Here is a 15,678-nt window from a genome sequence, read left to right as displayed (position 1 = left end):
ATTAATTCTGCCCTCCTAATACAGCGTTTATATAAGGTGAAGTATCCAATAATTGTACAGCGATCTGATCCGCGACGCGAATGATGGCTTCCGCGTTGAAGCCGATATAGAGAGATGCTGCTGCCAGCAGCATGACAGGCAGCAACAGCATGGTTCTTTTGTAGCCGACCATGTTTGCAAATTTGTCCTCAATCACTGCCGGTTCCGGTACGTCTTTCCAAAAGACCTGTGCCCACATTTTGGCGATGACCAATAAAGTAATGAAGCTACCGATAATCGGTGCCGCGGCAAAGACATATTTCTCCAGCTGAAAGGTATCTCTGAAAAGATAGATCTTAGGCCAGAAGCCTGATAATGGTGGAATGCCGACCAGCGAGAACAGCACTACAGCAAATAGCAAGGAGATCTTCGGATACTGAGCATAGAGACCACCCAGCCTGTTCATATCCATCGTACCCCTAAGCTGCCGGATAACGCCTGCGATTAAAAACAGATTGGTCTTTACCATAATATCATGGATCAGGTAAAACACCGCCCCCAGCAGTGCCCATTTGCTATATAACCCAAGGCCGCCGATCATAAAACCAATATGGCAAACGATCAGGTAGGAAAATAATCTACGGATATTTGTTTTGATCAGGGCACCAAAGGCACCAGTCAATATCGTTAGTATGGCCAGGATGACCAATAATTCTTTTGTAAATTCATTAGGGATAAAGAGTAGGGAGAAAACGCGAAACAGGGCATAGATACCCACTTTGGTCAATAATCCGCCAAAAGTCGCAGCAACGGCAGATGGTGGTGTGTGATAAGAAGAGGGCAGCCAAAAATAGAGTGGAAAAACCGCTGATTTGATGCCAAATCCGATCAGGAAAAACGTTGCGGAGATCTCCACGAGCGCCTGGTTCTGTATTTTGGGAATCCGCAGCGCCAGGTCGGCCATGTTTAGCGAACCAGAAATGCCATAGAGAATACCGATGCCCGTCAGGAAGAATGTGGAGGCGAGAATATTCATGGCCATGTATTTGACAGCTCCTTCAAGCTGAGATTTGCGGCCTCCAAGTGTCATCAGCACGAATGAAGAGATGATAATGACCTCAAACCAGACGTAGAGATTGAAAATATCGCCGGTCAGGAAGGCTCCGTTGAGCCCCATCATCAAAAAGTGGAAAATTGGAAAGTAGCCATAGAGGATCCGTTGACGTCCGACCCCTACGCAGGAAAATATCGATACCGCCAGTCCGGCGATGGAGGTGAGCACCACCAGTGTACTGCTGAACAGGTCTGCTACAAAGACAATTCCGAAAGGCGCTTTCCAGTTGGCTGCATTCATGGTTAAAATGCCGCTGTCCTCCACTTTGAAAAATAACTTAAATGCAAGTATCAGTGCCAGTATACTTCCACCTACACTCAAATAGCGTTGTGCGGTGGATTTTCGCCAGAACATCAACTGGACAATGGCAATGAATAGGTGCACGATGACCGTAGCGATAAGCTGGTTGTCTATCATATATCTTCTTCCTCAGGCGTGTTTAAATCATCCAAATCATCTGTGCCCAGTAGTGCATAGACACGTTTGAGCAGTACAATGGCAAAAGATGTCAGCCCAAAGCTGATCACAATTGCCGTTAATATCAAAGCTTGCGGGATGGGATCTGCATATATATCCGTAAATACCTTTAAGTCGGGGCCGATAATGGGAGGCTTGCCCTTAATGATGTTGCCCAGTAGAAAGATGAGGATATTGGTACCATTGCCCAATAGCATAATTCCCAATAGCAGTTTGACCATGCTCCGTCGCAAGATAAGATAGATTCCTGCTGCGTATAGGATCCCGATCAACAATACAAGAACCAGTTCCATTATTCTTCCTCCGTATTTAGTGCGATGGTAAACAAAATGGTGAGTACAACCCCGATCACGACAAAATAGACACCCAAGTCAAAGAATAGGGCGGTTCCAATCATTCCGATGACAGGAATCTTTTCTTCCAGCCAAAGTCCCGTCATGACTGGGTATCCAAAGAAAGCCGGCAGAAACATACTTGCTGCAGCGATCCCGAGACCGATGGGAATAAGGGATAGGGGCTTGTACTGAATCAGCTTCATCGTGTTTTGCGGTCCGAATGCAAAACTATGTAGGACAAAGGCGATGGAGGCGACCAGGCCACCAACAAAACCGCCTCCGGGATAGTAGTGACCGCGCAATAAAAGAAATACCGAAAAAAGCAAAAGTATCGGTAGAAGATAACGCGTTGCGGTCTGTAATATGGTACTATTCATCTATTCTAGTATTTAAATATTCGTAGCGAGTATGGAGATTCTGAGGAGATCATCAACACTTCCCTAACTTGTATTATTCTTTATCAGACGATTTTAAACGTAATTTCAATAAACTGTACACCCCTAAAGCAGCTATACTCAGTACCACAATTTCAAACATGGTATCGAATCCTCTAAAGTCGACGAGCAGGACGTTGACGACATTTTTTCCTTTCGCCAATACATAAGCGTAGTTCCCATAGAAGTCACTGATGTCAGTGCTTGTCGGTTCATGTAGTACACGCAGGGCGACCATGGATAACATGACACCAAAAACGATAGCGACGATCGCATCCCTGATGATGGTCCGGCGGTTGGCCAGGTTCAAAAACGATGGCAGTTTAAACAGTACCAGTACAAACAGTACGACAGTCAGCGTATCGATGGTAAACTGGGTCATCGCGAGATCCGGAGCGCTATAGAACACGAAGATCAGGCAGATTGCGTAGCCTACGACACTTGTAGCGACGACTGCCGTCAGGCGCGAGGAGGTGCGGATGGTCAAAATGATGGCGCCGACCAAGATACATACGGTGGTGACCTCGTAAAAGCTGACAGGAGACAAGGTTTCCCATTTGATATGCAGCGGCCCGCCCAAGAAGAGCTGATAGCCGATCAGCAGTTCGGCAAACAAGATAATTTTCAGTAAATAAGAACGCAGATAGCCATTATGCATTTTACTGGTGAAGAAGACGGAGAAGAGCATAAATTCACGGGAAATCACGCGCATGATATTTTCCGGAGCGAAGGCATTAAATCTTCCTATCCAGGCCAGCTTGCCGGCACTGGGTTTATTTGAAACAAACAGAATTGTACCCGCGACAATGGTAATGGCACTCAGCAGCAGCACAAGGTTGAACCCGTGCCAGATTTGGAGCTGGAAGCTCTCGGGACCGCCGAGGATGCTGGTCGCGGTGGGGCCCGATAACCAGTCTCCAAGGATACCGGGGATGCAGCCAAATACGATACCCAGGATCGCCAGAATCAGCGGCGGAATCCACATTGACTTATACGGAAGGTGGATACCGTTAAACTGTTCAGGGAGCTTGCCCATAAAAGGCTTGATGCCTGCCATAAATCCGGCGGCTACAAGGAAAATGTTTGTTAGCACAGCCGCGCCTGTCAAGTAAAGGAACAGGTCCTGATGAGCATGTAATGTAGCCTCATAGATCAGGTCTTTTCCGATGAAGCCGATACTGAGTGGTACGCCGGCACTGGATAGAGCGGCGAGAAAGCCTGCGACGGCGACCGGCAGTAATACTTTGCTTAGCCCCCTAAGGACAGTCAGGTCTCTTGTGCCTGTTTCATGGTCAATAATGCCGGTGATCAGAAACAAAGAAGCCTTATATAACGCGTGTACGAGAATAAATACACTGGCAGCGATGACGGCTTCTTTGGTACCAAGTCCAAGGAGGAAGACAAGGACGCCCAATGCAGAAATGGTCGAATAAGCCAATACACCTTTGAGATCTGTGCGGAAAAGCGAGTGAAATGCGGCGTAGAGCATGGTCACGCCACCTATTGCCATTAGTGAATAGGACCATATCGGATTTCCGCCCAAGACGGGGGAGAAGCGGGCCAGCAGGTAGATCCCTGCCTTGACCATCGTTGCCGAATGCAGGTAAGCAGAGACCGGCGTAGGAGCTTTCATGGCACCGGGTAACCAAAAATGGAAAGGGAACTGGGCGGATTTCGTGATCGCACCGAGCACAATCAATCCAAACACCAACGGGAAAAGTGGATGCTGCTGGATCAATGCAGCCCTATCGGCCAGCTCGGTGATACTGTATGTGCCCGCGATACTTCCGGTCAGTATAAATCCGGCAAGCAGGAAAAAGCCACCAAGTCCGGTAATCGAAAGGGCGGTTAGTGCACTTTTTCTTGAATCATTAATATCGTTGTTAAATCCGATCAAAAAGAAAGAACTGATGGATGTCAGCTCCCAGAAGATGAACAGCAGAAGCATATTGTCCGAAAGTACCAGACCCAGCATCGCCGACATAAACAGGCAGAGATAACCAAAAAAACGGTCGATATAGGGATGGCCCTTGAGATAAGCATTTGCATAAAAAAATATGCAGGCACCAATGCCAGTGATCAGCAGGGTAAAGAGCAGGGAAAGACCATCTAACTTAAAGTCCAGATTGATGCCCAGGGAAGGTACCCAGGGGGTGGATTGCACAAAATGAGATCCCTGTCCGATCGGTACAATAAATTTCAGATAGTATAAAAATAAAAGTACCGGTAAAAATGCGAGAATAAAACCCCATCTGGTTTTGAGGAACCGACCAAATGGAACAATAAGGCTCGATGTTATTAACCCTGATAAAACAGTAAATAGCATTCAGTCTTTGTTTAATTTTATTAAGATGATGTTGTTACCTTTCCATAATGTCTCTGGCATTGCTCTCAACCTTGAGTATTATAGAGGTGCGGAGATTTTCGGAAAGTTTACAATATAGCAAAAAAATCGGAAAAAAGTGAAGTTACTGATGCGCTTTTGCCAGGTTTATTTTCGAATACAGCATTTATTTTCCTTATCTCTCTAAAAAGAGTATGAGTCTGCAAGTCTAATTATAGCGGAAGGCACTATTGCTAAAATATTTTTGCTATTCACAAATTAAATGAGCATTTTTACAATACAATTATTAAACATCTTCGAGGAGATGTGTTCTTTTACCCTAAATAAGAATCTCATCTATCGTCATTACGATAGATAAATGAGAATGCAAGTGACCTAACTATGCAAAAAGAAGAAGTATTGTTTAAGACACACTATAATGGGCTATGCCATTTTGCATGGAAGATAGTTGGGGACCTCTCTGTAGCAGAAGATTTGGTCCAGGATTCCTTTATTTCGTACTTTAAAAACACCGATCAGGTAAGCGATAATGAGATTGCGATAAAAAATTATCTCTATACGGCCGTGCGCTTCGCTTGTTATAACCATATTCGGCATGAAAAAGTGCGACAAAAATATTGGAACATTGTGGGGTTTACCGAAGAGGACAATATTGCTTTGGAACTGAATATGATCCATAGCGAAGTCATTCAGGAGATCTATAAAATCATAGAGCAAATGCCCAGCTCGTGTCAGCAGGTCTTTCGGCTAGGGTATTTAGAGGGACTATCGAACCTGGAGATTACCCGAGAATTACAGATCAGTATCAATACCGTCAAAACGCAAAAACAACGGGGCATGAAAATGTTGTTGAAGCGTTTAAATCCCGAGTTTATTCCCTTTATTATTTTTTTATTAAAAAATATTTAAATTCCTGTCACCCCTTTTTATGTCTTGCGTTTCTTTATTGTAATCAATGAAAGAAAATACAGGACATATCACCGATTTAATCAAAAAATTTCTTTGTGGTCAACTGGCTGCGGAGGAACAGGAAGAACTTGACAATTGGCTCAAGGCTAACCCAAAAAATAGACAATTTTTAGAATCCTTTCATCAAGCCAAGCACATTGAGGAGGATCTGGGTATTATTCGGCAGTTGGATGTCAACAAGGCTTGGGCTAGATTGAACGCTAAGAAGTATAAAGAGTCAAAGTCGTTCAGGAGATGGTCCTTGGGAGTAGCGGCATCTATTGTTTTTTTGTTGGGTACTACTCTTTTATGGAATACTTATCATAACGCGGTACCAAAAGCTAAAGAGCGTATATATGTGTCAAAGAAGCAAGACATAGCGCCAGCTACAAGTGGTGCAGTCCTGGTTTTGGCGGATGGTACGAAGGTTTCCTTAAATAACGACTCCACCAAAACGTTGACCAACAATAATAACTTGATCGGCAATAGTAACGAACTTATTGTTAAAGCCACCGAAACAGCTATCCCCTTGCAATACAACTCACTGATCGTTCCAAAGGCAAGTTTTTATAAGATGACCTTAGCTGATGGAACGAAGGTGTGGGTAAATGCGCTATCGCAATTGAAGTTTCCCTCTCAGTTTTCTGTGAATGAACGGCGGGTCGTTTTGGACGGTGAGGCTTATTTTGAAGTGGTGCCAAAACCAGGGCATCCGTTTATCGTAGAGTCAAAAGGAAATGAAATTAAAGTATTGGGTACACATTTTAACGTCAATGCCTATTCGGATGTAGTGCGTACGACATTGGCGGAAGGAAGGGTGGAAGTCAGGCAAAATGACCAACGAGTCGAATTATTTCCTGGCGAATACGCCTCTTCTTTCAAAGACAATTTAGTCAAAGGAAAAGCAGATTTGACCCATGATCTCGCATGGCACAATAATGAGTTTTATTTCAAGAAGGAAACGATTACCGCTATTGCACATCAATTATCCAGGTGGTACGATTTAGATGTCACATTTCGCGGAAATGTCCAAATGGATAAAGAATATACTGGTAGTATCGAACGCGATGTAAAGCTGTCACAGGTGCTGGAAATGCTATCCTTTGTCAGTGACCTTAAATTTGAGATCGACGGTAAGAAGTTAATTATAGCAACTAAAACTTAAATATAGAATTTCAGCCAACCTAATTGATCTGCCTATGAAAAAATAATACTTAAGTACAATGACCTAAAAAAGAGAACAGGAATGTTGCAGCATCCCTGTTCAGAAAATGTGATTATCAGGTCCTAGATCTTGAATTGAACAATTAAACCCTAATTAACCACAAAGTGTAAATGTATGAATAACTTACCATTTAGCAAAAGGTGGTTCTTGATCCCACAAGATCCACGGTTTTGCAAACCATTACGTATTATGAAAATTAGTACATGTCTTCTGTTCGCCTTTGTGACGGGCGTGCATGCTAAGGGAACGGCGCAAAAGGTTACCCTGAATTTGCGCAATGCTCGCATTGAAGAAGCACTCTCTGCGATCTCCAAGCAGTCCCATCTACGGGTGCTTTACAGTGAAAATCTGAACGCAAAAGCACGAATCTCCGTTAATGTCAAAAATGCGTCTGTTGAAGAAGCGCTGAACGCCGTATTAAAAGCTAATAATATAGAATACAAGATTATTGCCAATACGATCTCAGTCAACAGTAATGTAAAGAACGGTAGTACGACAGTCTCCTCAGGCCTCCAACAACAATCCATTTCGGGAACAGTCAAAGATAAAGACGGAAAAGGATTGAGTGGCGCTACAGTAACAGTCAAAGGAACTTCAATTTCTACGCAGACCGATGAACAGGGACGATTTAAGCTGAATGCTTCTTTGGCATCTACCTTAGTAGTAAGGTATATAGGGTATGCAGGAACTGAGGTCGCTGTAGATGGACGAGCTACAGTGTCCATAGTGTTGAAGTCTTTAGATAACCAGTTGGATGTGGTCGATGTTGTCGCCACGGGTTATCAGAATATAGATCGTAAGTTATTCACGGGGGCAAGTTCAAAAGTGAATGCAAAGGATGCCGAACGAAGTGGGGTTCCCGATGTTTCAAGAATGTTAGAAGGCCAAGTAGCCGGGGTATCTGTTCAAAATGTGTCCGGTACATTTGGAGCAGCTCCTAAGATTCGAGTACGTGGAGCAACCTCCCTCTCCGGAGATAACAAGCCGTTATGGGTTGTCGATGGTATTATTTTAGAAGACGTTGTGAATATTTCGAACGAGGCACTGTCTACGGGTGACGCAAGCACTTTAATTGGTTCGTCTGTTGCAGGATTAAATCCGGACGATATTCAGGATTTTACCATTCTTAAAGATGCTGCGGCAACAGCGATGTATGGGGCTCGAGCGATGAATGGGGTAATTGTGGTGAATACCAAAAAAGGAAAAAATACAGAAGGTAAGCCCAATGTTAATTACTCTGGAACGTTCACTACCTACCTGAAGCCGAACTATAACCAATTTGATATTATGAATTCCGCGGAACAAATGTCTGTTTTGCTGGAAATGGAAAATAAGGGTTATTATAACCATAGTTCGGTAGCCAATGCAATGAACGGAGGTATCTTTGCCAAAATGTATAACCAAATGTATCTCTACGATCCGAATACAGATTCCTTTGGGTTGAAAAACACAGTGCAGGACCGATTAAATTATCTCACCCGTTATGCACAGGCAAATACCAACTGGTTTGATGTTTTATTTAAAAACTCTTTGTTGCAAGAGCATTCTATCAGTATTTCAACTGGAACGTCGAAAGCACAGACATATTTTTCGACAAGTTACACGAATGACAATGGTATGACCATTGGTGATAATGTACAACGTTATACTGCGAACATGCGCAATAACTTTCAGTTGAGTGACAAGTTTAGTGCTGAATTATTGGTGAATGGTTCCATCCGTGATCAGCGATCTCCAGGAACGTTGACCCGTCAGTCTGACCCGGTATATGGTAAGTACTCGCGCGACTTTGATATCAATCCATATTCATATGCATTAAATACCAGCCGTTTGATTACTCCTTATAATGAGGATGGCAGTTTGGAATATTTTACCCGGAATTATGCTCCGTTTAATATTATCAATGAGCTGGAGAATAATTATCTTAATTTAAATATGATGGATCTAAAAGTCCAAGGAGGAATAAAGTACAGATTTCTTCCTGACTTTACTTATTCAGCCAACGCAGCCTACCGTTACGCCAAATCGGAACGACAACATTATATAAGGGACAATTCCAATATGGCAATGGCATTTCGCGCCAACGCTAATCCTACTGTCAATGAAGGCAATATCTTCTTATATGATGACCCTGATTTCCCAAATGATCCAAAAATAGTTGTTTTGCCTGAAGGAGGTTTCTTTAATACCGTACTCAACAATATTAAGTCGTATTATTTTAGGCAGGATTTAGAGTTCAACAAAACCATTGAAAAGCATAAGATCAATGTATTTTCAACGATGGAATTGCGGACTGCGGACCGCCAAAATTCCGATTACGACGGTGTTGGTTATCAATACGAGAACGGCGGACTTGTAAACCCAAATTATCGTTATTTTAAGAAGGCGATAGAAGGCGGAGATCCATACTTCGGTATGGGCTACGGGAAAGACCGGCAAGTTGGTTTTGCTGTGCGCGGAGCATATAATTTTAATGATAAATATAGTTTAAATGGTACATTCCGTTATGATGGGTCTAATAAAATGGGGAAATCCCGCACAGCACGTTGGTTACCTACATGGAATTTATCAGGAGCCTGGGATATAGATAGTGAAAGATTCTTTGAGTCGGTAAAACCGGTTCTGTCGGGCGCCAGAATCAGGGGTACATATGGATTAGTGGCTAATATGGGCAATGCGAGTAACTCTGCTGCGGTGTTTTATAGCACGATCGCGAAACGGCCATATGAGAATGAAAAAGAGTCACTGATCTATAATAGTGGATTGGCAAACGACCAATTGACCTGGGAGAAACTGTACGAGTTGAATATCGGTGCTGATTTCGCATTATTCAATAAAATAGATATCACTTTCGATTATTATAAAAGGAATATCTTCGATCTTATTGGAACAATAAGAACCTCAGGTATCGGTGGAGAATACGAAAAGAATGCCAATTACGGAAAAATGAAAGCTCATGGTTTTGAGTTGACTGTCGCAGGCAACCCTGTCAAAAGCCAAGATTTTAGATGGAGAACACAATTTAACTTCGGAATCAACAAAAACGAGATTACAGAACTTGAAGTTAATCCAAACATTTGGTCCTTGGTTAAAGCTGAGGGCGGAGCAATGAAAGGTTACGCACAACGCGGACTATTTTCGCTACAGTTTGATGGCTTGAATCCCGAATATGGATACCCAACTTATGTGGGTGTAAATGGGGAACGCAATGAGACATATATTTGGCTCCAAGACAACACAGTCGATTATCTTAAATATCACGGCCCTGTGGATGCAACATTTACCGGAGGTTATTACAATAACTTTAGCTATAAAAACTTTACCTTATCAGCATTATTTACCTTTTCGGCAGGAAACTTTGTGCGTTTACAGCCTACAATTTCAGCCACCTATGATGATATGACATCAATGTCACGCGATATCGCGAATCGTTGGATTATGCCTGGTGATGAAACAAGGACAAATATACCGTCGATATTAGATGCCTTCTCAAGAGGTGCCAGAGTATATGCGGCTGATGGATCTACTGTTGATGCGATATATCCGTACAACGCCTACAACTACTCGACAGAACGCGTTGCCAAAGGTGATTTTATTCGCCTGAAAAATATCAGTATATCGTATCAGATTCCTAAATCAATCACTTCAAAACTTAAATTAAGTACTGCTTCGATTGCATTGGTTGGAAATAATATTGCCTTGCTCTATTCGGATAGAAAGCTAAATGGCGCAGATCCGGAGTTTTTCAATAACGGTGGGGTTGCAATGCCTATCCCTAGACAATATACTTTTTCACTAAAAGTTGGATTTTAATAGACTGTAAAAATGAAAAGAAATAAAAATATAATATTGGCGCTTATATGTGGAGCAACTGTTTTTTCGTCCTGCAATAAATTTCTAGATGAAGAACCGGATATGCGTACGGATATAAATACAGTAGAGAAAGTTGCTCAATTAGTGGGATCTGCATATCCAGGGTACGATTATTTGGCGATGGCAGAGACATACTCGGATAATGCGGTGGATAAAGGACCTAACGTAGGCCACAATAACGAGCCATTTGTCAGTCTTTATAACTGGAAAGACATCGTTGACGACGGAACGAATACGCCGACTCAGTATTGGAAGACTTGTTATGAAGCCATTAATAATGCTAACCAAGCCTTAGCAGCAATTGAGGAACATAATATGGGAATCGCTGCTAATCCATATAAGGGAGAAGCATTGGTGGCCCGCGCCTATTGTCACTTTATGCTAGTGACATTTTTTGCCCAAGCGTATGAGATTGGCAAGCCAAATTCTTCTCCTGGCATCCCTTATATTCTAAAGCCCGAGACAGACGTCCTACCCAAATATGAGCGCGGTACAGTGGCATCGGTATATGAAAATATCCAAAAGGATCTTGAAGAAGGAATGTCGCTTTTGGACGGAGGTGTTTGGCAAGTGCCAAAATATCATTTTACGCCGGCTGCCGCCCATTTGTTCGCATCGAGGTTTTTTCTTTTCAAAGGTGATTGGGATAAGGTCATTGAACATGCAAATCTGGCTGTCCCCAATGGAGCTTATCTCACCTATTTGAGGCCTTGGAACACGACATTAAGGAACTACACCTCAGAGGAATTCCGTACCGAGTTAACAAAAGCTGATAAGAATTATAATATTTTGCTTGCTAACACGTATTCAACTTACCAAAGAAGCAATGTCGGTGGCAATCCACGATACGGCTTTGGTACAGCTATTTTCAATGGTGTTTACAATAAAACCACTGCTTGTGGTGCCCCTTTTTACAATAAAGGTTTGCGTTGGTCAGACAACAATTATACAACCTATGTTTTTAAGGAGTATTTCTATTATACCAACGTCGCAGCAGGGATTGGTTACCCATATATTATGCAGCCGTTGTTTATAGCTGATGAAGGCCTAATGAATAGAGCTGAAGCGTATATTCAAAAAGGTGATTTTACCAATGCGTTGAGAGATCTGAATGAATTTGTAAGTGTACGTGTGGTAAATTACAATAGTACGACGCATGCTGTGACCGCAGAAAAATCGAAAACCTATTTCAATGTTTCGGATGATAAAGATGCGCTATTGAAGACCGTACTCCAGTTTAAGCAGATTGGTTGGTTGTGTGAAGGGATGCGCTGGTTTGATGTCTTGAGACACCGCATTCCCGTTGTGCATAACCATATTGATGTAAGTGGTGCAGAGACTTTTGAAACATTGTCGCCAGAAGATCCGCGTAGAGTATTTCAGATCCCACAAGAGAGTACATTGGCTGGTATTGAGTTGAACCCTAGATAATCATTACAAATTATGAAAAGATTTTTTAATTACATGATATGTGTTTTTGCTCTGGGCAGTTTGCTTTCATGTAGCAAAGACAACGATAATCTGACTGTAGATCTCACAAAGTATAATCCGGATATTACAGCGCAGAATGATGTAGACAAATGGCTAACTAGCAATTTAGTCAATCCATATAATATTGAGACGGTCTATCGTTTCGAAAGGAATTTTACGGATGTCAACCGAGATATCTCTCCCGTTTATCTTCAACAAGTAGAACCCATGATGAACGCGGTGTTGACCACCTATCTGCAACCCTATGAAAAGATCGGCGGGAAAACATTTATTAAGACTTATACGCCAAAACAGTTTGTGCTTTATGGGTCACCATCTTATAATACTAATGGATCCATTACGCTGGGGACTGCTGATAACGGTAGACGGATTGTATTGTATGAATTGAACAGCCTGGACTTTAATAATCCTACTGCAGTAAAACGTCCGGTGCGTACAATTCATCATGAGTTTACCCATATTTTAAATCAGAATATTGTTATTCCGCCAGCATTTGAGCAAATAAGCAAAGCAGATTATACAGCGGATTGGACCGGAGCAGCAAATACTGCAGCAGTAGCTAAGAGTTTGGGTTTTGTATCCCAATATTCCAGAAGTTCTTTCGGTGAAGATTTTGCTGAGATGAATGCCCATTTACTTGTTGAAGGACAGGTTTGGTTTGACAATTACTGCGCAACAACAAGCCCTGCAGCAGCGGCAAAATTGCGGGAAAAGGAGAAACTTGTGGTGTCCTATTTTAAAGATTATTATAATATCGACTATCGTGCGTTACAGGCTGAAGTTCAACGTGTATTGAAAGAGGAATATGGGGCTACAGATCCAGTAGATCAAACGAAGACATTTAAGGCTTATCTGATCGGGAACAAGGTGGCGTCATTTACTTTTAATCCAGATGCGTCACATTACACAACTTATGGTAAATCGAGTTCATTCCAAACAGTCTACGATAATTATAAGAACATTATGTCAACGAATGGTTGGGCTGTACAAAATATTCAATTAATTTTCGCTAGTGCAACAAAGTTAACGTTTAGATGCGAATTTAAGACAAATGCAGGAGCAGGACCATATTATGCCGATTACGATTTCAATTTGTCTGTGGACTATGCGACAGGACAGACTAAATTCACAAAACTGTTGCCTGAGGGAAGTGGGACTACATATAGCAATGGCGCAATAGCTTCTGTTAAGTTAGGATTTGAAACATATATATTACCTTATTTAACTAATAGAGTGTTTGTCGCATCATTCTTCCCAACGACAATGACAGCATCAGATCCAAATTTTGGAAAATTTGGTGGTTTTTATGTGGACGGGACAACGAGTAATTATTTTTATGGTCCTATTGTTTTAAAATAAACAGATGAGAAAGATATTTTATATAGCGCTTTTGAGCATCCTGTTTTTAGGCTGTTCAAAAGAAAAAAACGAGTTGGTTTTCGGCGAAGCGCCTGAGGAACGAATCTCGGAGGAACTGGCGAAATGGAAAACAGCTTTGGTTTCAGCACCAAATGGTTGGATTGCGGGTATGGGAACATCAGCCTCAGGCGGATTCGGTTATTATATGAGGTTTACGGAAGATGATAAGGTTTTGATGTATAGTGATTTAGCTAAGGAGTTTGCTGTGAGCCCAGAAACGTCTACATATCGTCTTAAGTGGGGGATGAAAGGGACTCTGATTTTCGATACTTATACCTATCTTTCAGTATTACAAGATCCTGTTCCAGAAGTAGCTGGAGGAGCGCCTGGAGCTGGGTTCCAAAGCGACGTAGAGTTCGAATTTATTCGTCTTTCAGGTGATTCTGCAATATTCTCAGGAAAGAAATATCAAAATCCATTGATATTGATTAAGGCAACAGCTGAAGAAGCAAAAAAATATGAAGACAAAAAGTTTCTATCTGAGATCGAAAGTTTTAATGAATATTTTGCTGACGGTATACCTGTTGCTAAAGTTGGAGATGTTGAAACTGAGATTGGTCTAAATGTTGACGGCAAAGTGATTAGCTTTATAGGTATGCCTAATAATACCGTTACTGGTATTGAGCTTAAATACTATTATATTGCGGGTGAAAGTATCCGGATGTTAAATGATGTGGAATACAACGGAGAATATTTTTCGGGGATAATTAAATCTGGAGATGTATATAAGCTTCAGACACGTAGTGGTAAAACATATGATATCTATAAATCTCCAGATTACATTCTTCCTCCAGAATATAAAATTGGTAAAGCTATTACTTCTTTTGCTGTGCCGGGGCCATTTAGTTACTCACAATATCTGCCGATGATTACTTGGTCAAACTCCTTCATCGCTGATTGGAACAAATATCTTAATCTATCTAAGAACTCAGGCTATAATTTGACTATTGGTAACACGACTTATACTTTTGTAAGTGCTAGAAATGAAATCTCGGCTGTTTCAAATATCTATCAAGGGACAACTGGTTTTTCAGCAACATATATTATGAAATATTCAATTGATGAAGCTACGGGATATTTCAAATTTGTTTCGCTAGCTGCAGACAATGGTAATGGTGGTATTATTGTTCCTTACATGAATAATTCATTTTTTGCAAACATGAAGGATAAGGAGTTTAAATTATCATTTGTAAGTGATCCTACATTTGGTCGAGCAGTGAAATTTACTCGTGTTGACAATCCAGATTATTATTTTACCTGGTTGTATTAGATTGTTGGAAAAGCTAGTTTATTAATAAATGTTGAGAATTGGCTGTACTATTCTGTAGGCAGCCAATTTTTTACTTTAATTCATGCATTATCTCTATAAAGGAACAATAAATTCAATCTCTAAACATCTTAATGAAGTGTTAATTTATGAAGGATACATATAGAACAAGTATTACTCTAGGTAGTTACATCTGGGGAGTTGCAATGATAGGATTTATCATTATGTTGTCTTATGAAGACATTGAGCAGGGGCTTTATATGGGCACTTTATTTCTTTTTCTCATATTGGCTGTAACCTGGTATTTTACGTTTTTCTTTAATCGATATTGGATTGAAGGAGATAAACTATTAATTCGAAGTATTTCAGGAACAAAATCTTTGAATATTACAACGATTAGAAGACTAGAAAAGGATAAGGTTGACTGGTTTGGGACAATGCGATTAACTATATTAAGGCCGTATAGAAAGGGAATGATCTTGCATTATAATCAGATTGACAATCTCTTCATTTGCCCAGAAAAACCTGCCGAATTTATTGGTAAATTACAATTGATTAATCCTTCAATTGAGATCATCAAGGAGAAGTAGTTATATACTACTTCTCCTTGATGATTTTTGAGCTTCTTTTGGAGAAAATACGGACATTCAATTCTGCTACAATAAACAGAAGTGCGATCCAAATGGTTAGGTGGTGTCTATCCTTTATACCTATAACCAACAGAAGAAAAGCAAGTATTATTTTAACCCATCCAGTTATAGATATTCCGACT

At 41.3% G+C, this 15,678-nt stretch carries 11 protein-coding genes; 7 read left to right on the top strand and 4 right to left on the bottom strand.

The annotated features are described in order from the left end of the window. Position 1 precedes the first annotated feature (1 nt). From K7A41_RS13165 to K7A41_RS13150, 4 genes are all read right to left on the bottom strand, one after another. Positions 2 to 1,510, bottom strand: a complete 1,509-nt coding sequence (locus K7A41_RS13165; protein ID WP_265714045.1) for a proton-conducting transporter membrane subunit — start codon at positions 1,508 to 1,510, stop codon at positions 2 to 4. After that, on the bottom strand, positions 1,507 to 1,863 hold the full coding sequence (locus K7A41_RS13160) for a Na+/H+ antiporter subunit C (RefSeq protein ID WP_028072046.1): 357 nt from the start codon (positions 1,861 to 1,863) through the stop codon (positions 1,507 to 1,509). The genes K7A41_RS13165 and K7A41_RS13160 overlap by 4 nt, the downstream gene beginning before the upstream one ends. Then, on the bottom strand, positions 1,863 to 2,282 hold the full coding sequence (locus K7A41_RS13155) for a Na+/H+ antiporter subunit B (protein ID WP_028072047.1): 420 nt from the start codon (positions 2,280 to 2,282) through the stop codon (positions 1,863 to 1,865). The genes K7A41_RS13160 and K7A41_RS13155 overlap by 1 nt, the downstream gene beginning before the upstream one ends. 73 nt (positions 2,283 to 2,355) lie before the next feature. After that, positions 2,356 to 4,665 (bottom strand): putative monovalent cation/H+ antiporter subunit A, encoded by a 2,310-nt coding sequence (locus K7A41_RS13150; RefSeq protein ID WP_265714044.1) that lies wholly within the window; start codon positions 4,663 to 4,665, stop codon positions 2,356 to 2,358. A gap of 399 nt (positions 4,666 to 5,064) precedes the next feature. Here K7A41_RS13150 and K7A41_RS13145 point away from each other — a divergent pair, with 399 nt between their 5' ends. The 7 genes from K7A41_RS13145 (at position 5,065) to K7A41_RS13115 (ending at position 15,496) form a co-directional block, all read left to right on the top strand. Beyond that, entirely contained in the window at positions 5,065 to 5,592 is a 528-nt protein-coding gene (locus K7A41_RS13145; protein WP_265714043.1) for an RNA polymerase sigma-70 factor, read from the top strand. Between the two features lie 46 nt (positions 5,593 to 5,638). Further along, positions 5,639 to 6,796, top strand: a complete 1,158-nt coding sequence (locus K7A41_RS13140) for a FecR family protein (RefSeq protein ID WP_265714042.1) — start codon at positions 5,639 to 5,641, stop codon at positions 6,794 to 6,796. Between the two features lie 249 nt (positions 6,797 to 7,045). Beyond that, on the top strand, positions 7,046 to 10,669 hold the full coding sequence (locus K7A41_RS13135; protein WP_265714041.1) for a SusC/RagA family TonB-linked outer membrane protein: 3,624 nt from the start codon (positions 7,046 to 7,048) through the stop codon (positions 10,667 to 10,669). 12 nt (positions 10,670 to 10,681) lie between these two features. Then, positions 10,682 to 12,160: a RagB/SusD family nutrient uptake outer membrane protein gene (locus K7A41_RS13130; RefSeq protein ID WP_265714040.1), complete on the top strand. Its 1,479-nt coding sequence runs from the start codon at positions 10,682 to 10,684 to the stop codon at positions 12,158 to 12,160. A gap of 12 nt (positions 12,161 to 12,172) precedes the next feature. Then, the gene (locus K7A41_RS13125) at positions 12,173 to 13,579 is read left to right on the top strand and encodes a substrate import-associated zinc metallohydrolase lipoprotein (protein WP_265714039.1); all 1,407 of its coding nucleotides are present in this window, start codon (positions 12,173 to 12,175) and stop codon (positions 13,577 to 13,579) included. Positions 13,580 to 13,583: 4 nt separating this feature from the next. After that, a complete protein-coding gene (locus K7A41_RS13120) occupies positions 13,584 to 14,909 on the top strand; it encodes a DUF4302 domain-containing protein (RefSeq protein WP_265714038.1) in 1,326 nt (441 codons plus the stop codon). 146 nt (positions 14,910 to 15,055) lie between these two features. Beyond that, entirely contained in the window at positions 15,056 to 15,496 is a 441-nt protein-coding gene (locus K7A41_RS13115; RefSeq protein ID WP_265714037.1) for a PH domain-containing protein, read from the top strand. The last annotated feature ends 182 nt before the right edge of the window (positions 15,497 to 15,678 follow it).

It is taken from the genome of Sphingobacterium sp. InxBP1, assembly GCF_026191775.1.
GTDB lineage: Bacteria > Bacteroidota > Bacteroidia > Sphingobacteriales > Sphingobacteriaceae > Sphingobacterium > Sphingobacterium thalpophilum.
The sequence above is the reverse complement of the archived record's forward strand: the minus strand, read 5'-3'. Positions and strand labels throughout refer to the sequence as shown.